The sequence below is a fragment of the Novosphingobium sp. TCA1 genome, from assembly GCF_009811895.1.
Classification (GTDB): Bacteria; Pseudomonadota; Alphaproteobacteria; order Sphingomonadales; family Sphingomonadaceae; genus Novosphingobium; species Novosphingobium panipatense_A.
Genome location: NZ_BLJH01000011.1, coordinates 13,705 through 32,042, shown reverse-complemented (window position 1 = coordinate 32,042; position 18,338 = coordinate 13,705). Strand labels below are relative to the sequence as shown.

21 protein-coding genes are annotated in these 18,338 nt (G+C 67.0%); 18 read left to right on the top strand and 3 right to left on the bottom strand.

What is annotated here, in order from left to right; genetic code table 11:
• The first annotated feature begins 1 nt into the window (after position 1).
• The 17 genes from fliF (at position 2) to NTCA1_RS13800 (ending at position 14,594) form a co-directional block, all read left to right on the top strand.
• Positions 2-1,792: a flagellar basal-body MS-ring/collar protein FliF gene (gene fliF, locus NTCA1_RS13880; protein ID WP_159830943.1), complete on the top strand. Its 1,791-nt coding sequence runs from the start codon at positions 2-4 to the stop codon at positions 1,790-1,792.
• Complete coding sequence (gene fliG, locus NTCA1_RS13875; RefSeq protein ID WP_159830942.1) at positions 1,792-2,814, top strand: flagellar motor switch protein FliG; 1,023 nt, start codon at positions 1,792-1,794, stop codon at positions 2,812-2,814. Before fliF ends, fliG begins: the two co-directional genes overlap by 1 nt.
• Positions 2,807-3,466, top strand: coding sequence for a FliH/SctL family protein (locus NTCA1_RS13870; RefSeq protein ID WP_159830941.1), 660 nt, complete (start codon positions 2,807-2,809; stop codon positions 3,464-3,466). Before fliG ends, NTCA1_RS13870 begins: the two co-directional genes overlap by 8 nt.
• 16 nt (positions 3,467-3,482) lie before the next feature.
• Positions 3,483-4,814 (top strand): FliI/YscN family ATPase, encoded by a 1,332-nt coding sequence (locus NTCA1_RS13865; protein ID WP_159830940.1) that lies wholly within the window; start codon positions 3,483-3,485, stop codon positions 4,812-4,814.
• The gene (locus NTCA1_RS13860; RefSeq protein WP_159830939.1) at positions 4,811-5,236 is read left to right on the top strand and encodes a hypothetical protein; all 426 of its coding nucleotides are present in this window, start codon (positions 4,811-4,813) and stop codon (positions 5,234-5,236) included. Before NTCA1_RS13865 ends, NTCA1_RS13860 begins: the two co-directional genes overlap by 4 nt.
• A gap of 45 nt (positions 5,237-5,281) precedes the next feature.
• Positions 5,282-6,637, top strand: a complete 1,356-nt coding sequence (locus NTCA1_RS13855) for a hypothetical protein (RefSeq protein ID WP_159830938.1) — start codon at positions 5,282-5,284, stop codon at positions 6,635-6,637.
• Positions 6,638-6,661: 24 nt separating this feature from the next.
• A complete protein-coding gene (gene fliL / locus NTCA1_RS13850; protein WP_159830937.1) occupies positions 6,662-7,273 on the top strand; it encodes a flagellar basal body-associated protein FliL in 612 nt (203 codons plus the stop codon).
• A 7-nt stretch (positions 7,274-7,280) separates the two neighbouring features.
• A complete protein-coding gene (locus NTCA1_RS13845) occupies positions 7,281-8,165 on the top strand; it encodes a FliM/FliN family flagellar motor switch protein (RefSeq protein WP_159830936.1) in 885 nt (294 codons plus the stop codon).
• Between the two features lie 111 nt (positions 8,166-8,276).
• Positions 8,277-8,588: a flagellar motor switch protein FliN gene (gene fliN / locus NTCA1_RS13840; protein WP_159830935.1), complete on the top strand. Its 312-nt coding sequence runs from the start codon at positions 8,277-8,279 to the stop codon at positions 8,586-8,588.
• Complete coding sequence (locus NTCA1_RS13835; RefSeq protein WP_159830934.1) at positions 8,588-8,860, top strand: flagellar biosynthetic protein FliO; 273 nt, start codon at positions 8,588-8,590, stop codon at positions 8,858-8,860. The genes fliN and NTCA1_RS13835 overlap by 1 nt, the downstream gene beginning before the upstream one ends.
• On the top strand, positions 8,857-9,639 hold the full coding sequence (gene fliP, locus NTCA1_RS13830; protein ID WP_159830933.1) for a flagellar type III secretion system pore protein FliP: 783 nt from the start codon (positions 8,857-8,859) through the stop codon (positions 9,637-9,639). The genes NTCA1_RS13835 and fliP overlap by 4 nt, the downstream gene beginning before the upstream one ends.
• A complete protein-coding gene (locus NTCA1_RS13825; protein WP_159830932.1) occupies positions 9,639-9,947 on the top strand; it encodes a flagellar biosynthetic protein FliQ in 309 nt (102 codons plus the stop codon). The genes fliP and NTCA1_RS13825 overlap by 1 nt, the downstream gene beginning before the upstream one ends.
• Entirely contained in the window at positions 9,944-10,726 is a 783-nt protein-coding gene (gene fliR, locus NTCA1_RS13820) for a flagellar biosynthetic protein FliR (protein ID WP_159830931.1), read from the top strand. Before NTCA1_RS13825 ends, fliR begins: the two co-directional genes overlap by 4 nt.
• Complete coding sequence (locus tag NTCA1_RS13815) at positions 10,723-11,865, top strand: flagellar biosynthesis protein FlhB (RefSeq protein WP_159830930.1); 1,143 nt, start codon at positions 10,723-10,725, stop codon at positions 11,863-11,865. The genes fliR and NTCA1_RS13815 overlap by 4 nt, the downstream gene beginning before the upstream one ends.
• 30 nt (positions 11,866-11,895) lie before the next feature.
• Positions 11,896-13,314, top strand: coding sequence for a flagellar filament capping protein FliD (gene fliD, locus NTCA1_RS13810; protein ID WP_159830929.1), 1,419 nt, complete (start codon positions 11,896-11,898; stop codon positions 13,312-13,314).
• Position 13,315: 1 nt separating this feature from the next.
• Entirely contained in the window at positions 13,316-13,690 is a 375-nt protein-coding gene (fliS, locus tag NTCA1_RS13805) for a flagellar export chaperone FliS (RefSeq protein WP_159830928.1), read from the top strand.
• Between the two features lie 301 nt (positions 13,691-13,991).
• The gene (locus NTCA1_RS13800; RefSeq protein WP_086492863.1) at positions 13,992-14,594 is read left to right on the top strand and encodes a response regulator transcription factor; all 603 of its coding nucleotides are present in this window, start codon (positions 13,992-13,994) and stop codon (positions 14,592-14,594) included.
• 28 nt (positions 14,595-14,622) lie between these two features.
• On the opposite strand, the gene NTCA1_RS13795 is transcribed toward NTCA1_RS13800, so the two are convergent.
• Both NTCA1_RS13795 and NTCA1_RS13790 read right to left on the bottom strand, forming a co-directional pair.
• The gene (locus tag NTCA1_RS13795) at positions 14,623-15,087 is read right to left on the bottom strand and encodes a hypothetical protein (RefSeq protein WP_086492862.1); all 465 of its coding nucleotides are present in this window, start codon (positions 15,085-15,087) and stop codon (positions 14,623-14,625) included.
• A 210-nt stretch (positions 15,088-15,297) separates the two neighbouring features.
• Positions 15,298-16,017 carry an alpha/beta fold hydrolase gene (locus NTCA1_RS13790; RefSeq protein ID WP_159830927.1) on the bottom strand — a complete coding sequence of 240 codons (720 nt, stop codon included), beginning with the start codon at positions 16,015-16,017 and terminating at the stop codon, positions 15,298-15,300.
• 186 nt (positions 16,018-16,203) lie between these two features.
• Here NTCA1_RS13790 and NTCA1_RS13785 point away from each other — a divergent pair, with 186 nt between their 5' ends.
• Positions 16,204-17,064: a hypothetical protein gene (locus NTCA1_RS13785; RefSeq protein WP_159830926.1), complete on the top strand. Its 861-nt coding sequence runs from the start codon at positions 16,204-16,206 to the stop codon at positions 17,062-17,064.
• Between the two features lie 18 nt (positions 17,065-17,082).
• On the opposite strand, the gene NTCA1_RS13780 is transcribed toward NTCA1_RS13785, so the two are convergent.
• The gene (locus NTCA1_RS13780) at positions 17,083-18,225 is read right to left on the bottom strand and encodes an aminotransferase class I/II-fold pyridoxal phosphate-dependent enzyme (protein ID WP_159830925.1); all 1,143 of its coding nucleotides are present in this window, start codon (positions 18,223-18,225) and stop codon (positions 17,083-17,085) included.
• Positions 18,226-18,338: the final 113 nt, after the last annotated feature.

Sequence of the window (18,338 nt, the reverse complement as noted above, 5' to 3'; positions counted from 1 at the left end):
AATGGCCGACCTCGTTCCCGCGCGGGCCGGTGACGCCGTCCGGCACCCCGCCCCCTCCTTCTTCGCCCCGCTCATAGACCGCTCGGGCGGCCCGGTGCTGACCCGCCTCGGCGCCTTCGCCGCCCAGCCCGCGGTCAGGAAGCTGCTGCCTGCCTTCGTCGGCTTCGCCGCCGTGGGCGGGGCACTGCTGGCATGGGCCACGCTGGCCCCTTCGCCGCAGCGGGTGCTTTACGGACAGCTCGACGATGCCGACCGCGCCGGCGTGGTCGCCGCGCTCGATCAGGCGGGCATCGGTTACCGGATCGACAGCGGCACGGGCGCGCTCACGGTGGGAGAGGGAGACTTCTACAAGGCCCGCATGCTGGTCGCCTCCGACGGCGCCCTCGCCGCACCTGAAAGCGGCGACCAGATGCTGGACAAGCTGCCGATGGGCGCCAGCCGCACGCTGGAAGGCGAACGCCTGCGCTCCGCCCGCGAGCACGACCTGCAAGCGACCATTGCCGAGATCGACGGCGTCGAAGCCGTCCGGGTTCATATCGCCGAAGGCGAAAAGTCGGTCTTCGTGCGCGAGAACGTTCCGCCCACCGCCTCGGTCATGGTCAGGCTCAAGGCTGGACGCCAGCTTTCCGAGGGGCAGGTCATGGCCGTGGTCAATCTCGTTGCCGGATCGGTACCGGGTCTTGCCAGCGATGCCGTAAAAGTGGTGGACCAGCACGGGCGCCTGCTGTCGCAGGACAGCGGTGCCGACGCCGATGGCATGAACCTGCAATCGCGTCTGGAGGCGAAGATCCGCGATCAGGTCTCCGGCCTGCTCACCCCGGTGCTCGGCCCTGACAATTTCACGACCCAGGCGCAAGTCGCGCTCGACATGGACGACGTGACGTCCGCGCGCGAAAGCTACGACAAGGACGGCGTAGTGCGCAGCGAGACGCAGGAACAATCGCAATCCACCGGCACGCCTCCCGCTGTGGGCGTACCGGGCGTCCTCTCGAACACACCGCCGCCTGCCGCACAGCCCCGCCCCGGCCCGCCGCAGGAAACGCCTGCATCGGCATCATCGACCGGCCCGACAAACGGCGAATCCTCGTCCAGCCGCACTTACGAACTGGGCCGTCAGGTCTCGGTGGCCAATACCCGCCCCGGCGGGATCAAGCGCATTTCCGTGGCCGTGGCGATCAAGTCGGACGCCGTGAAAGGCGCGCGGGAGGTTCAGGACATAGAGGCACTGGTAAGCGCGGCCGTCGGCGCGGACCCGCAGCGCGGCGATCAGGTCAAGGTGATCGTCCGCAAGTTCCCACCGGCCAGCGACAGCGCCCTTCGCTTCTACGAAACGCCATGGTTCGCCATGATCGTGCGCAACGGCGCCGCCCTGCTGGCCGTGCTGATGGTGCTGATGCTCGGCATCCGCCCGCTCATCGCAGCCGTGCGGGGCGACGCTGCGCAAGGCAACAAGGCCCCCGGCCGCAAACGCCGCAAGGCGAAAGGCGACGTCATAGAGGAAGCCGGGGACGGAGACGCCGTCCGCCTTGCCCTTGAACGTGCGCTCGACGACCCGGCCGCGACCGCAGCGCTGGCGGGTGCCCTGCCGCATCGCCCCGAGATCCCCGGCGCCGACGGTCTCGACATCGATCTGCAACGCGCCGACCTGCTCTCGCGGCAGGTCAACCTGGCGCAACGCCTGGTGTCGGAACAGCCCGACAGCGCCGTCGCCGCGCTTCGCCAGATGATCAACGACCCGTTGCCCGGCGATGAGGCAAACGAGGCGAGGGCCAATGGGGCGAGGGCCGCCTGATGAGCGAAACGCCCGCCCCCCTCACCGCCCCGCTTACTTCCGGGGAGAACGCCGCGATCATGATGATGCTGCTCGATGAGGAGCAGACCAGCCGCATCCTGGCGGAACTGGAGCCGGAAGAGCTGCACCGTCTCGGCGAAAGGATGTGCGCGCTGGGGGAAATCGGGCCAGACCTGATCGCCGGGGCCATCGCCGGTTTCGTCGCGCGGACCGAGACGCTCGGTCTGGTCGCGCACGACCGGGCGGGGCAGGTGCGCGGCATGTTCGCCCGCGCCGTGGGTGAGGTGAAGGCGGACAACATGATGCGCCGCATCCTGCCTGCCGCGCCCCAGCATCCCGCGCTCGAACTCGCGCGCTGGCTCACCCCGGATTCGCTCGCGCCGCTGGTACGCGGCGAGCATCCACAGGCCATTGCCGTGCTGCTGGTACAGCTCGCGCCCGAAGTGGCGGCGGCCGTGCTCCACGCGCTTCCTGCCGAGGACCAGCCCGGCATCGTCCACCGGATCGCTACGCTCGGCCCGGTCTCGCCCCAGGCCATCCTCATGCTGGAGGACCTGCTGGCCCGCCGCATTGCCGAGCATCACGGCCACCGCCCGCTCTCGATCGGCGGCGCGCGCGAGGCGGCGGAGATCATCAACGGCGTCGGCAAAGTCGTGGAGAAGCGCGTCCTGGGTGAGCTGAGCCGCCGCGACAAGGTGCTGGCGCGGCAGATCGAGGACGAGATGTTCAAGTTCGAACATCTCTTCGTGCTCGATCCCAAGGCGATGGGCTCCCTGCTGCGCGATGTCCCCAACGATACCCTGATCGATGCGCTCAAGGGCGTGGACGAGGCGGACCGCGAGGTGTTCTTCCGCGCCATGTCCAGCCGCGCCGCCGACGGCGTGAAGGACGAGATCGCCGCGCGGGGGCGGACACGCCTTGCCGATGTGGTCGCGGCGCAGAAGGAAGTCGTAACGATAGCGCGCCGCCTGGCCGCCGACGGCACGATCGCTTTCGGATCGGGAGACGACGACTATGTCTGACCTCGGTTTCTCGCGCCGGAACGCGGAAGGCGAACGCCCCCCCGACCAGACCGGCAGGCGGCTACCCGAAAGCCTGTCCCGCCCTTCCGCATTCCAGCCGGACGCCCGCTTCGCCGGAGACATGACGCCCGCTCCGGCCGCCGATCCCGCACCGCCGCCGCCCAATGACCAACCCGACAGCACCGACCCCGTCGCCGAGGCCTTCAACCACGGGTTCGCCATGGGCCACGAACAGGCCTCCCGCGAAGCGCAGATCCGCGCCGATGCGGAAGCCGCCGCACGGACCGGCCTTTCGCTGGCCTTCGAACGGCTCGACGCGGCGCTCGAAGAGGAACTGCGCCTGCGCCTGCGCGATACCGTCTCGGCCTTGTGCGAATCTGCCATAGCCCCGCTGGCGATAGAGCCCGACGCCCTGCTGCGCCGCATCTCCGTGGCCGTCGCCATGCTGAAGCGCGCCGAGGACGAAAGGCTGGTCCGGCTTCACCCCGATGACCTCCGGCTTGTTTCCCCCCGACTCTCCGCCGAATGGCAGGTACAGCCCGACGCCACGCTCGAACGCGGCACGGTCCGCATCGAAACCGCGACCGGCGGGGTGGAGGACGGCCCCGCCAACTGGCGCCGCGCCATTGCCGAGGCGCTCCAGCGATGCTGACCGGGGCAGTCTCCTCTTGCTGAAGCTCTGGAAACCGATCCTGGCCGATCTCGGTGCCCAGCCGCTCGACCTCTCGCCCCGCCGCTTCGGCCTCGTCGCCGCCTGCGACGGGGGGCTGCTGGAAGTGAGCGGGCTTTCCGTTCCGGTCGGTGCGATGTGCCGCGTCTCCCATGCACCGGGCAAGTCGCTGGCCGCCGAAGTGATCGGCTTTCGCAACGGGCGGACGATGATGATGCTGCTCGGCGACATGATCCTGCTGCGTCCGGGCGCCCGGGTCTGGGCGGAAGGGCGCCCCGGCCTGCTGCCGGTAGGCGATCCGTTCCTGGGCCGCGCAGTGGACGGCGAGGCGCTTCCCATAGACGGCGGCTTTGCGATCCACAGCCGCCTCGAATGGCCCGCGGGCGGCGTGCGGACTTCCGCGCTGGACCGCAGCCCGGTGCGCCTGCCTTTCGATACCGGCGTGCGCGCGCTCAATGCCCTCACCACGTTCGGGGTCGGCCAGCGCATCGGCGTGATGGCAGGCTCGGGCGTCGGCAAGTCGGTGCTGATCGACATGATCGCGCGCGGGGCCAGCGCCGAGGTGGTGATCGTCGGCCTGATCGGCGAGCGTGCGCGCGAGGTCTCGGACTTCGTCGAGCGGCACATGCAGGCCGAAAAGCGGGACAAGACCGTGGTGATCGCCGTACCCGCCGATCATGCGCCAAACCTGCGCCTGCGCGGCGCCATGCTGGCCACCGCCATGGCCGAGCATTTTCGCGCAAGGGGCAGGCAGGTCCTGCTGATCATGGACAGCCTCACCCGCGTCGCCCACGCCGCGCGCGAGATCGGCCTGTTGCTGGGGGAGCCCGGCGCGGCGCGCGGCTATCCGCCTTCCGCCCTGGCGACTATCACCAAACTGGTCGAGCGCGCGGGCAATTCCGCGGCATCGGGCGGCTCGGTCACCGGGCTCTACACGGTGCTGGCGGACGGCGACAACCAGGACGACCCGGTGGTGGACACGGCCCGTTCGATCCTCGACGGCCACATCGTGCTGTCGCGCGATCTTGCACAGCGCGGGCAATATCCGGCGGTGGACATCGCGGCCTCGCTCAGCCGGGTGATGAACGATATCGTCCCGCAGGACCACCAGCAGCTTGCCCGACAGTTCCGCGCGCTTATCGCCAGCTACGAGACCAATCGCGACCTCGTGCTGATGGGCGCCTATCGCGCCGGGGCCGACCCTCAGCTGGACCGGGCCATCGCCATGCACGACCAATTGACCGGCTTTCTCGGCCAGCCCCAGCGCGAAATCGTACCGCTCGATGAAAGCGCCGCGCAGCTTGCGGCCCTGCTGGGCGCCGAACGATGAACGAGGATCGCAGGCGGCTCATGCGGCTGCGCCGCCTCGAAAAGATCCGCGCCATTGCCCGGCAGACTGCCGCGATCGAGGCGGCGCAGGCGGAAAGCACCCTCTCCCGCCTGCGCGATCTTTCCGAACGGACCCGCCGCATGGCCGACGACTATGCGACCCGCCGCGAAATGACCGACGGCGGCGCTTTGCATCAGGTGGGGCGCTTCGTCGGCGGGCTTCAGACCATTCGCCAGGCCACCCAGGGCGACGCCCTGCGCGCGCAGTCCATTGCCGATGCCAAGCAACTGCTTCTTGCCGAAGCCGAACGCCGCCGCGCCGCCACCGAGGAACGCGCCGCGCTTCAGGAGCGCACAATCGCCAGGGCCCGCACCGTCCCCGCGCTGGGGAGCCGAAAGCCGTCTGGCACGGGTCTTGAATAGCAATCCGCGAACGATCCGCTCGCCCGAAACGAGGAGCCGCAAGGCATGATCCAGTTTTCCGCCCCCACGCCTGCGCGCATTCCCACACCGGGCAGCGACATCGCGGCCACCGGGAGCATGGCCTTTCCGGAAATGGCTGAAAACGAAGGATTTGCTGCCCTGCTTCAGCTGATGGGCGGAGAAGTTTTCCTCGAGCCCGTCCTCGAGGCAGGCGAAGATGTCGATCCGGCAACCGTTCCATCCAGCGGCATTGTCGGCAAGCTGACCGGCAAGATCCTGCCGGATGGGCCTGTCGACGCGACCGAAGATCTGGAAGAATTGGCGCCTGACGAACAGCCCGCGCCGATCCTGCCTGCACTGCTGCCGGACCTCTCTCTCCTTGCGGCGCCGCTCTTGCCTCCCGCCCCTCCACCACAAGTCGCTGCTGCCGAGGTCGCACAAGGCGACCCTCCGATTGCGAAGACGCTGCCTGGGCGCCCTGCCGTTCTGCCCCCACCTGCCGCGATTTCGGCACCCGTGACGCAGCCCATTCCGGCAGCCACGATCGATACGGACCAATTGACCTTTGCTCCGGTTGCACTTCCCTTGGCCCCTGCCCCCGTCGAAGCGGATATCGGCCCGAACACCGGCGCCGACACCCGCCGGGCCGGTACGCAGGATCTCCTCCCTGTCCACGCCGCGCTGACAAATCGCACTCCGATCCCTTCAGGACCGGCACCTCAGGCCCTTGGCAATCCCGCGCAGGAGATCGCTACCCCCGCATCGCCAGACTCACCTCATCGGGTGACCACCACGCAAACGCTCGCTACGCCGCTTGCATCAGCCACGGCCACCCCATCCGGCGATGCACCGAAGCCGATATTGACGGGTCAGGACCTGCCCGCTGCATCGCCGCCACTCCATGCGCAGATCACCACGCCGCTTGCAGCCGTTCCATCGCAAACGACCGCTTCCCCACAGGCACCGCAGGACTTCGCCGCGCTCGTCGATCGTCTTTCCGAAGCCCGTGACGCGGTAGCCCCGCCAGTCGTGCGCACGGCGCTGCGCCATGCGCAATTCGGGCAGGTCTCGCTGGAATTCCGTCATGAGGAGGGAGGCCTTGCCGTGACCATGGCCAGTACCGCGCCGGGCTTCGGCGGCTCGGTACAGACCGCCCTGGCCGTGGCTCTCGCCCATGGCGCATCGAACGGCGATGTGCCGCGCGAGGGTCCCCAGCCATCAGGCCAGCCCCAACCGGACATGCGCGGCAATGCCGAGCGGCAGGCTTCCGGGAACGGGGGCGGTGGCGCAGGTCAGCCCGGTTCCAGCCGCGAGGGACGGGCGCAGGATCGGCAGGGCGACCCCGACCTCCCCAGCCGCGCCCATACCGCCGACCATGGGCCGAGCGACATCTACGCCTGATCCGAAAGCCAGGGGGCACCAAGCATGAACGTAAAGGCTGCGCAGGACGGCAATGCCGCCACGGGCGACGGGGCCTCGGGAAAGGGCAAGAGCAAGCTCGGGCTGCTGCTGGTCGCGCTGGGCATGCTGGTGGCTGGCGGCGGAGGCGTGCTTGCCCTGGTGATGAGCGGCACCATCGGCGGCGGCCATGCCGAAAGCCGGGAGGATAACCAGCCCAAGCTGATCCGCAAGGGCGAGGATGACCCCTATATGCCCAAGGCCGAAGGCGAGGGAGAGGAAGGCGCAGCGCCCGAAGTGGAAGGAGAAGGCGGCGATCCCTATCGCACCGCCTATTTCACGTTCAGCGACGATTTCACCTCCAACCTCAAGGATTCCGACGCTCTGGTCCAGCTCAGTCTGGCCTGCTCCACCCGGCGCGACGGGCGGGTGCTGATATGGATGAAGAAGCACGAACTGGCGATCCGCTCCGCCCTGCTCGAAATCCTGGCCGATACGCCGGAGAACGATGTCTACACGATCGCAGGCAAGGACCGGCTGGAAAAGCGGATGACCGCCGCGATCAACGCGGTGCTGCTGCGCAAGGAAGGGTTCGGGGGCGTGGATGGCGTCTATTTCCGCACTTTCATCATCCAGTGAGGCGATGATGACCCCGCCGCACGCCCGCCCCGCCGCCAGCCACTGCCGCGAACTCGTGGCTGGCGATTCCGCGCTTGCCGATCCGAAGCCCGCGCTTGCCCTGATCGGAGAACGGCTCGCGCGAGGGTTGGCCCTGGGCCTTGCCCGGCTTTCGGGCGACGAAGTCCCTTCTGTCCGTTCGGGCATACCGAAGGACGCCGCGTTCGCTGCGCTCCGGGACACGGCCGAGGGGCTGGCCTCCCATTGCCTGATGGGCATGGGCGCTTCGGACTTGCCGCTGCTGGCCAGTTTCGACTCCGCGCCCGTTTTCCGGCTGGTCGACCGCGCTTTCGGCGGCCCCGGCGAGGTGCCCGAACCGGCGCCGGACGCTTTCCCGCTCTCCGCCGAACTGCTGCTCGCCCGTCTCGAAAGATGCCTCGCCGATGCGCTGACATTCGCGCTGGGTCCCGGTGACGATCACCGCGTCCACCCGCTGCGACGCGACACCAGCCTGCGCCAGCTCGATCCTTTTCCGCCCGACACCCAGTTGCTGCTCCTGTCGCTGGAGATCGAAGAGGTGGATTTCCCTTCCTGGTCACTCACGCTGGCCCTGCCGATCGATACCCTGACCGCCGCCATGGCTTCGCAGCACCATGCGCCCGTGCGGCAGGGCCGCCTTGCCACGCCCGGCCCGACCGGAGAGCCCTTCGCTTCGATGCCGCTGGAAGTGACCGCCGTGCTGGTGGACATGCGCCTCGGCATGACGCGCCTTTCCGCCTTGCGACCGGGCGACGTCCTGCCCGTCGCCGTGGCGCGCAGCGTACCCCTGCAAATCGGCGGAAAAACCCTCGCCACCGGCACCATCGGCGAGATCGACGACCGCGTCGCGGTCCAGCTCACCCATGCATTCTGAGAGTCTGTTTGGAAATCCGCGAGGCGCGGATTTGAGCGGCACCGGCCCACTCCTCCAAACATCCTCCCACGCTTTTCGAACCCTCGTGCCAGATCAGGAAACCGACCGAAGATGAGCATCCATCCCCGCGGCCTCGACTTTCTTCGCGATGTCGACGTGTGCCTGACCGTGGAACTGGGCCGCACCCAGATGAAGCTGAAGGACGTGCTCTCGCTCGGGCCGGAAAGCCTGGTGGTGCTCGACCGGATGACCGACGAATTGCTCGACGTGCTGGTCAACGGCAAGGCGATCGCGCGCGGGGAAGTCGTCTCCCACAACGGCCGGTTCGGGCTGCGGATCGTGGAGATCGCCGGGATGGAGGGGGACGCGGCGGAGGACGCGCTGTCCCCCGCCCTGCCCGATGGCGAGGACACCCGGCCCTGATGCTGTGGTATCTGCTCAAGCTGCTGGTGCTGCTGCCACTGGTCGGCCTGCTGGCATGGGGCTGCCTGCTGGCGACGCGGCGGATCCAGGAACGGGCGGGGCGCGGCCCCGGTAGTGGTTCGCTGCGCGTGGTCGAGACCCTGATGCTTTCCCCCACCCAGCGGCTGGCGGTGATCGCCTTCCACGACCGGGAAATCCTCGTGGCGGCGACCCGGCAGGGCCTCACCCGGCTGGCCGAGGCCCCTGCCCGCAGGGAAAGCCCCGAGCCGTGAGGGGCCACTTCGCCTCCTGTCTGGTGCTCGCGGCGTTCCTGCCCGGCGCCGCGCAGGCCCAGACAGCAATCCCCGGCGCGCTCGACCGGGCGCTCGGCTCGTTATCTGGTGCAGGGGCCGGGGGCGGAACAGGCCTCAGCCTGTCGCTGCAACTCCTGCTGGTCATGGGGCTGCTGACGATCCTGCCCAGCCTGATCCTGATGATGACCAGTTTCACCCGCATCCTGGTGGTTCTGGCCATCCTGCGGCAGGCGCTGGGCCTCCAGCAGTCGCCACCCAACCAGGTGCTGATCGGGCTGGCGCTGTTCCTTTCGCTTTTCGTCATGACGCCGACTCTCGAACGCGTGAACGCCAGCGCCATTGCCCCTTATGCGGCGGGCCGGATCGATGCCGAACAGGGCATTGCCGCAGGCGCGCGCGAATTCCACGCCTTCATGATCCGCCAGACCCGAGAACGCGATCTCGCGATGTTCGCGCAGATGGCCACCGGAAACGGTGCCCAGGACGGCCCGCTCCGCTTCAGGAATAGTGCGGAAGTCCCTTTCTCGATCCTGCTCCCCGCCTTCGTCACCAGCGAGCTCAAGACCGCGTTCCAGATCGGCTTCATGCTGTTCCTGCCGTTTCTGGTGATCGACCTCGTCGTCTCCTCGGTGCTGATGAGCCTGGGCATGATGATGATGAGCCCAATGGTGGTCTCGCTACCGTTCAAGCTGCTGCTCTTCGTCATGGTGGACGGATGGTCACTGCTGATGGGGTCGCTGGCGGCGAGCTTCAACTGATGGAGGATATCACCCCCCTGCTCGCGCTGGCCGACCGGATGCTCTGGACCACCGCGCTCGTTGCCGCGCCGGTGCTGATCGCCTCGCTGGCGGTGGGCCTTGCGGTAGGCGTGGTGCAGGCAGCCACTTCGGTGAACGAGCAGACGCTGACATTCGTGCCCAAGCTCGCGGTGACGGCCCTGGTGCTGGTCCTGTTCGGCAGCGCGATGATGGCTCTGGTGGGAGAATTCGCGCAGGACGTCTTCACCCGGATCGCTCTTATCGGACAGAGCGGACAGGCCGGACAAAGTGGACAGGCCGCGCCGTGATCCAACTCGATTTCGGCTTCGGCGCGCTGGAGGCGGAATTCTGGCGGCTCCTCTTCGTGATGACGCGGATCGGCGCCGCGCTGGTGGCCGCCCCGCTTTTCGGCATTGCCGGAGTGCCGCCGCAAGTGCGGGTGATCGGTGCAGGCGCCCTTGCCGTGCTGGTCTGCGCATGGACGCCGGTAATGGCTCCCCCAGTGCTGTTTTCGGTGGCGGGCATGATGGCGGTCATGGGGGAGATCCTCGTCGGGCTGGCACTAGGCTTCGCGCTGCAACTCTCCTTCGCCGCACCGATCCTAGCCGCCGAGCTGGTGGGCGGGTCGATGGGCATGAGCCTCGCCACTGCCGTCGATCCCGGTTCCGGGGCGCAATCGCCCGCACTGGGCCAGTATTTCGCCGTGGTGCTGTCGCTGGTGTTCCTTGCACACGGCGCGCATCTGCAATGGTTCGCCCTCATCGTGGAAAGCTACCGCGCCCTGCCGCCGGGACAGACCTGGCTGGGTGCGGAGCGCTTCGCCCTGATCGCCGGGTTCGCGGCACGGATGTTCGCGGTCGCTGTGACCATCGCGCTCCCGGCCTGCCTGATCCTGCTGGTGGTGCAGATCGTGACCGGCGTGCTGGGCCGCTCGGCGCCTTCGCTCAACTTGTTCTCGCTGGGGCTTCCGGCAGGCGTGCTTGGCGGAATCGCTGCGCTGCTCGTGGGCGCGCCAGTGCTGACCGACGTGGTGGTGCGGCTCTCCGCCGATGCCATCGCCCAGGTAGCCGAGCTTCTGGCACCATGAGCGAACAGGAAGGCGAGAAGAGCTTCGCCCCTTCCGAAAAGCGCAAGCGCGAGGCGGCGAAACGCGGCGACGTCATCCGCTCCCGCGAACTGGCGACTGCCGCCGCGGTGGCAATCGGCGCGGTCTGGCTCATGGCGGCGGGGCCATGGATGCTGGACCTGCTAGCCGCAGTCCTGCGCGCGGGTTTCACATGGAACAGGACGGCGCTGGACGATTTTACCCCCGGCGCAGCGCTGATGGGCGCGCTTCTCGCCGTACTGCCGCCGCTGCTCCTGCTGGGGGCGATCGTCATCCTGGCCTCGCTCCTGTCCCAGCTCGGCTTCGGCGAAGGGCGGTGGGTCGGCGGCAACCTCGCGCCCAAGGCCTCACGGATCAACCCGGTCTCCGGCCTCAAGCGCATGTTCGGCCCGACCGGCCTGATCGAGATGACCAAGGGAATCGCCAAAGTCGCCCTGCTGGGCACGATCGCCTGGATCTGGGCGGAAGACTACCTGGAAAGCCTGGCAAGGCTGGGGCGCGGCAACCTTTTCGGGGAACTCGCCTATGCCTGGAATGCGCTTGTCCGGCTGCTGTTCTGGCTCTCGGCAGGACTGTTCTCCATCGCGCTGGTCGATCTGCCGGTGCAACTGGTGCGGCGCATGCTGCGCCTGAAGATGACCCTTCAGGACGTGCGGGAAGAGGCAAAGGAAAGCGAGGGCTCTCCCGAGAAGAAAGCCGCAATCCGGGAACGTCAGCGCAGGATCGCCATGGGCGGCCTCCTGCCCGCCATGAAGGAAGCGCAGTTCATCGTCGCCAATCCCGCACACTTTGCGGTGGCGCTGGCCTACGATCCCGCGAAAGCGCCCGCCCCCGTCGTGATCGCCAAGGGGCGGGGCGAGCGGGCGCTGGCCATGCGCGAAATGGCGGCAGAGTTTGCCGTGCCGGTGCTGCGCTATCCCGCACTCGCCCGGTCGGTCTACTTCACCACGCGCGAAAAACAGATGATCCGCGAGGACCACTATGCCGCCGTCGCCGCCATCCTGGCTTTCGTGCTGGCCCTGAAACGCGGGGAGAACCGCCACCCTCCCGAAGTCTCCGTGCCAATAACCGTCCGGTTCGACGCGGATGGCCGCCTCGATCCCCGGCAGACCAGCCCTTAACAAGAATTCGCAGCCGCCGTTCTTCCCCGCATGGCTATTTCCCCCACCTCCACCTCGCAGACCACGTCCTCGCTGGTAACCGCGCTCGGCGGCGGCAGCGGCGTGGACATGGCCGCCCTGGCGAACAATCTCGCCGCCGCGCAGTTCGCAAGCCGCAATGACCGGCTGACCGCGCGATCCGACAAGCTCTCCGCGCAGATTTCGGCCGCATCGAACATCAAGTCGATGATGCTGTCGCTGAACACCTCGCTCGGCACGCTGGTGCGCTCCGGCGACCTGTCGCGCAGTCCCAATGTCGCCAACGGCGCGGTCGCTGCGGGCACGTTGACGGGCACCACCACGCCCAAGGGCACCTATTCGCTGGAAGTGACCCAGCTTGCGAGCGGACAACAACTTGCCGGCAAGGCCTTCGCCGCCTCGAATTCGGCGGTGGGCGCAGGAACACTGACCTTGCGCTTCGGGACTATCGCGGGGAGCGATTTCGCCGAGGATGCCGCCCATCCCCCCGTCAACGTGACGATCGCGGCCGGGGCGACACTGGCGGACGCGGCGAAGGCGATCAACGCTGCGAACGCCGGGGTCAGCGCCTATGTCGCCCAAACCGTCGACGGCGCCCGTCTCGTGCTCAAGGGACAGGAGGGCGCGGCCAACGGCTTCGTGCTGGAAGCCAGCCCCGGCCTCTCGGACTTGGCATGGTCCCCCGCGTCATCGAACGGCGGTCAATTGCTGGCAAGCGCGAAGGACGCCGCTTTCAAGATCGACGGCCTGTCGATGACCGCAAAGTCGAACACCGTCACCGACACGATCCCCGGCGTGAAGCTGCAACTCAAGGCCGCCACCCCCGGCGCGCCGACCACGGTGGGTTTCTCCGACCCCGCAACCTCGATCGCCGGGGCCATGCAGGATCTGACCGACGCGCTGAACGAGGTCATGGCCGCGCTGAACGCCGCCACCGCCATCGGCGGCGATCTGGCGGCGGACAGCGGCACGCGCGCCCTCAAGCGGGCGCTTTCGGGTTTCGCGGGCAGCACGATCATGCCGAATGCCACTGGCGCGACCCGAACGCTGGCGGACCTCGGCCTCAAGACCCAGCGCGACGGCACTTTCGCGCTCGACACCGCGCGGGTGGGCGCCGCCCTCGCGGCCGATCCCGAAGGTGTCGCCGCCATGTTCACCAACGGGCTCTACGGCGTCTACGCCAGCTACGACAAGATCTACCGCGCCGCCAGTTCCGCCACCGACGGGGGAACGCTGGGCGGCTCGATCAGCCGCTACACCAGCCAGCTTTCGCAGATCGCCGAGGATCGGACGGAGCTTGCTGAACAGCAGGAGAAGCTGCGGGCACGGCTCGCCGGCCAGTTCACGGTTTCGGAAACCCGCATCGGGATTTCGAAATCGACGCTGACGATGCTCCAGAACCAGATCGCCCAGTGGAACAAGAGCAGCTAGGATGCGGCGCCAGCTTTCCCCGGTCGAGGCATACCGCCGGGTGGATTTCGACGCGCGGGTGAGCGGCGCCGGTCCGGCCGAGCTGGTGCATCTGTGCTACGAACATCTCGTCGCCGCGCTCGGCACGGCCATTCATGCCGACCGCAAGGGCGACAACGGCCTCAAGAGCCGGTCGCTGACACGCGCATTGACCGCGATCACCGCCCTGCACCTGGGCGTTTCCGGCTCTAGCGAGATCGCCGCCGCGCTCAACCAGCTCTACGATGCCGCACGGCGCACGGTGCTGGACAGCGCCGTCACCTTCGACGCCCCCAGCCTGCAGGCCCTGCGCGCCGATTTCGCGGAGATCGGGCAGGCCCTGCTGGCGCATCGGTAGAAGTTTGAAAATCCGCCGCAAGCGGATTTTGGCGGCACGGGCCCCTAGGTCTTTCAGGCGCCCCCACCCGACCTCCCATCTAAGATACACTGAATGGGAGGTCGGGTGGGGGCGTGGGCCGGTGCCGCTCACTATCAAAAGTCGCGCCAACTGTTCCCGTTTCGGTTGCCGAAATCGCCCGCCAGCCCTCGCTTCCAGGGTTACATCCGAAGCATAGCTCGATTTCGGAGCAGGTCGGGCGCGCATCGGGGCGCGCATGCGAATATCCCCCTAGGCACAAGCCGAAGAGGGAGAATTCTGTATGGAGCGGATTTCCAATCTCATCCTGATCGACAACGACTTGCGACGACGCGCGGCGATCAGTCACGCCCTCTCGGCCGGACAGATCCACGTCGAGCCTTTCGAGAACATCACCGAACTGTCCAGCGCCTGGCCGCGTTCGGGCGTGGTCCTCATCCACGACGAGGCGGGCGCGATCGACGATCTGATAGACAACATGGCACATCACGGCGAATGGTTCCCGATCATCGCCTTCAGCGAGCAACCCAGCGCGAACCGCATCGTCGAAGCCGTTCTCGACGGCGCGATCGACTATATCGCCTGGCCCATCGCCGCCGATGAACTGAACGCCACGCTGGCCCGTGCCATCGAACGAGCGGAGCATGTCGGCAACAGCAAGCTTCGCGAAGTCATGGCCCGCGCCCGGATCGATCGCCTGACACGCCGCGAGCGCGAAGTCCTGGGCGGCGTCGCCAGCGGCCTTTCCAACCGGCTCATCGGCGAACGGCTCTCGATCAGCCCGCGCACCGTGGAAATCCACCGCGCCAACATGCTGAACAAGCTGGGCGCGAACCACACGTCCGACGCCATCCGCATCGCCATAGAAGCGGCATTGGTGAATTGAATTGCCCGGCCTGCGAAAGCCTCGCCGCTCAGTGCAGCCTGACGCCCGAAGGCAAAGTCACCTGTGCCTTGTCTTCCTTGCGCTCCATGCCCGTCAGGAGCTTCGAGACATAGGCCGCCAGAAGGGCAAGGGAGAGCGTGGCCGCCTCGCAGATCATTTCCTCGGAACCGTCGGCCATGACCAGGGTTGCCAGACACGTGCCGTTCATTCCGCGGGACAGCATGAAAGTATCGTCCGGGCCGATCAGCGCCAGAACCGCACTCTCCGTAGCCCCGCAGGCCAGCATGGCCTCGATCGCCGCCGGATCGACAGGGATAGGATCCACGCCGGACGGGCGCCTTTCCCGGCCGCGAAGTTCGGGCGTTTCGACGAACAGCAGCAGTGCCTCGCGAATGCGATCGTGCTCTTCCGAGGGCGCGCTGCCCGTGCAATCGTGCAGGAAGTCGCGCAGACGCGCGCTCCATACTTCCTTGCTGAATACGATCTGGGTCAAGGGACTCGCCACCGTGTTTCTGGTTGATATGCGCCAAAGTCCCCAACCGGCGCGGACTGTCAATCCGCACTACCCAGCAGAACAAGGGGCGCGTCCCAGCTTGCTACAGCGGCGCGAACAATCGTGAAACGCTATTCGCGGTTAAATCTTGTTCCGGCCATATCCGACAATTCAATAGCTTATCTTTAATTTATTGTCTCGGCGACCCGTTCAAGACGTTTGAACGATGGCATGCAACCGCTCCGCCACCCATGCGGGCTCGGTCAGCATGAGGTCATGGCCAGTATCGATATCCCACACCCGCCCCTGCGAGCGGGATTGCAAAAGCGCCATATCGCGCCCGGGAATGGTCGAAGTGCAGATTAGATGGCTTTCGGGAATGGCCCTCATCGCGGATTCGTTTTGCAGCACGATCTTCTGCTCGAAGCATTTCCACGGCTGCACGGTCAGCCTGGCATCGGTCCACGCACCAAGCTGCGGATCGGTTACCCCGAAAAATGCCGCGAAGCCCGGCATCGGCGCCATGACAACGGACACGCCATCCACTTCCTGCAACCCCTGTCTTGCCATGTGAATCTGTTCGTAGGCATGCTCGTAGAGAGACTCGCCATCGCGCGGATAGGCCGCGTCCAGATAGACGCGGTGGCCTACCCGCCCCGGCTTGCGATCCGCCGCACCGGTGATGACCATGCCGCCATAACTGTGACCGACCAGCACGACCTCCGTCAGATCCTCGAATTCCAGGAGGCCCGCCACGTCATCGATATGCGTCTCCAGATCGATGGCACTGCTGAGCAGGTGTGCCCGGTCGGCAAGGCCGCTCAGCGAAGGCGCGTGGACCTCATGCCCCATACCGCGCAGCAATTGCGCCACCGGCTTGTAGCACCAACCGCCATGACCGCCGCCATGGACCAGCACGAACGTCGCCATCGCTTCCCTCCCGTTGTCTTGCAACAAGGAAGCGGCGGGCCGCCGCGCGGGTCAACCGCGTTACTTTCGTCCCTGCGATCAATGTTTGCGACGTCATCGCCGACCTACGGTTAAAACACTGAAAGGCCGATGCCGGGACCTCCGCAAAGCCCTTGCAGCCCTGAAGAAGCCGCATATCCTTGCAGCATGAGAGGGAGGCACCCGGCAAATCGCGCAGCGCGTTTCCTGGCTGCCGGAGCGCTGACCTTCGCGGCACCTTCAGCCGTTTCCCTCGCACAGGCCCCTGCCCCTTCATCCCCCGCCATTCCTTCGGGCGAGGATATCGTCGTGCTTGGCAGCAAGATCCGCAAGGTCAGGCTGAACTATGCGCTCTGGGGCAGGCACATGAAACGCTGCGATCCCGTGATCTCCAGCGGCGACGACAACATCGACCGGTTCGTCTGCACCGTGCTCAATGCCTGCATCCGGGACGGCTTTCGCGATCCCGTTCCGGCCAAGGCCTGTCTGGACGAACGGATCGCCTCCGTTGCCTACCGGCCGCCGCCATGGGATCCTGCGGCCTCCGCGCCGGAGCAACCGGCCGGTCCCGCCGCCATCGTGCTTGCGGCTCCGCCGGACCCCGCCGACACGGAGATCGTAGTAACAGGAGGGCGGCCACATGTCGCACCTGGCCTATGGCGGATCGATCAGTCCGCCACTTTCAGCGAGACGCCCTATCGCAATTTTCAGCCCTTCCCCGGAAGGGTCTACACCGTCTGCATTGCCTCGGAATATCGGGACACGGCGCTTGAAGCGCTCCTCGGCGCCGCGATCGGCATGTCAGACGAAGGCCTCTGCACGCTTTCGGCCATCCGCGTGAGAAAGGGCAAAGTGACCGGCGGCAAGACCTGCAGCATCGGAATGGGGTCTCTCAGCTTCGATCTGCACGGAAAGGTAAACGGCGAAACGATGGACACCGCCGTGTCGATAGTCGGTGAAACCGCTAAAACCAAGACACGGTACAGACGCCGGATAAGAGGCGCGAGGGTCGGAGTCTGCCCCTCCTGATCCCTCAAAGCCCGGTCTTCACACTCTGGCGGCGAACCAAGGCACCATGCGCGCAATGGCTTCCTCCACCAGCGCGGTCGAAACGGCAAAGCTGAAACGGATGAAGCGGTGACCGTCGACCGGGTCGAAGTCGATGCCCGGCGCAGTCGCCACGCCGGTATCGCGCAGCAATTGCTGGCAGAAGGCCAAGCTGTCGTTCGTCAGGTGCCCGATATCGGCATAGAGGTAGAACGCGCCGTCCGGCGGGGCTATGCGGTCGAGCCCGAGACTGGGCAGCGCCGCCAGCAGCAACTCGCGGTTGCGGGCGTAGTTCTTCACATGCCCTTCCAGTTCCGCCACTTCGTCCATGGCGATCAGCCCGGCATGCTGGGCGAGCACCGAAGGCGTCAGGAACAGGTTGTTCATCCGCGCCCGCGCCGGTGCCACCACTTCGGGCGGCACGACCAGCCACCCGAGCCGCCAGCCCGCCATGGAATAGTACTTGGAGAAGCTGTTGACGATCACGGCTTCGGGCAGATGCTGCAAGGTGGACTGCGCCGCGCCCTCGTAAACGAGGCCGTGGTAGATCTCGTCGGAAACGACCCGGATGTTCTTGCGACGGCAGACTTCGGCGATGGCGGCCAGTTCGTCCGGCGTGATCACGGTGCCGGTGGGATTGGCGGGACTGGCCAGGATCAGACCGTCCGGCGCCGGATCCAGTGCGTCCAGCGCGGCGGCGGTGACCTGATAGCGCTCGGCCGGGCCGCAGGCCATTTCGACAGGTTCGAGGTAGAGGGTCTTGAGCGTATTGCGATAGGCGACGTAGCCCGGCCGGGCCAGCGCCACCCGCGCACCCGGCGCGAAAAGGCTGGAAAGCGCCAGCACGAAAGCGGGAGAGGCGCCGCACGTCAGGATCACCTGTTCGCGATCGACCTCCGCGCCGTAAGTTTCCCGGTAATGCCGCGCGATGCGCTCGAGCAGCGCGGTGCTTTCCCAGTAGCCGCCCGGATCGCTGTCGAGCACCCTGTGCGCGGCAGCGATCGCGGCGGCAGGTGCCCCGGTGGAGGGCTGGCCATATTCCATGTGGATCACATCGCGCCCCTCACCCGCCAGTTCATAGGCGAGGCGGCCGATGGCCATGGCGTGGAACGGGTCTACTTGCGCGATCTCGGGAGCATTCATGCGCGCGTTGCTAGGCGGCTTGGGAAAGGCAGGCAAGATCGGCGGGACGCGCGTTCAAACGCTCTGCGGCCTTTCGTCATGAAGCGTGATCTGCCTCACGGCAGGCATGACGG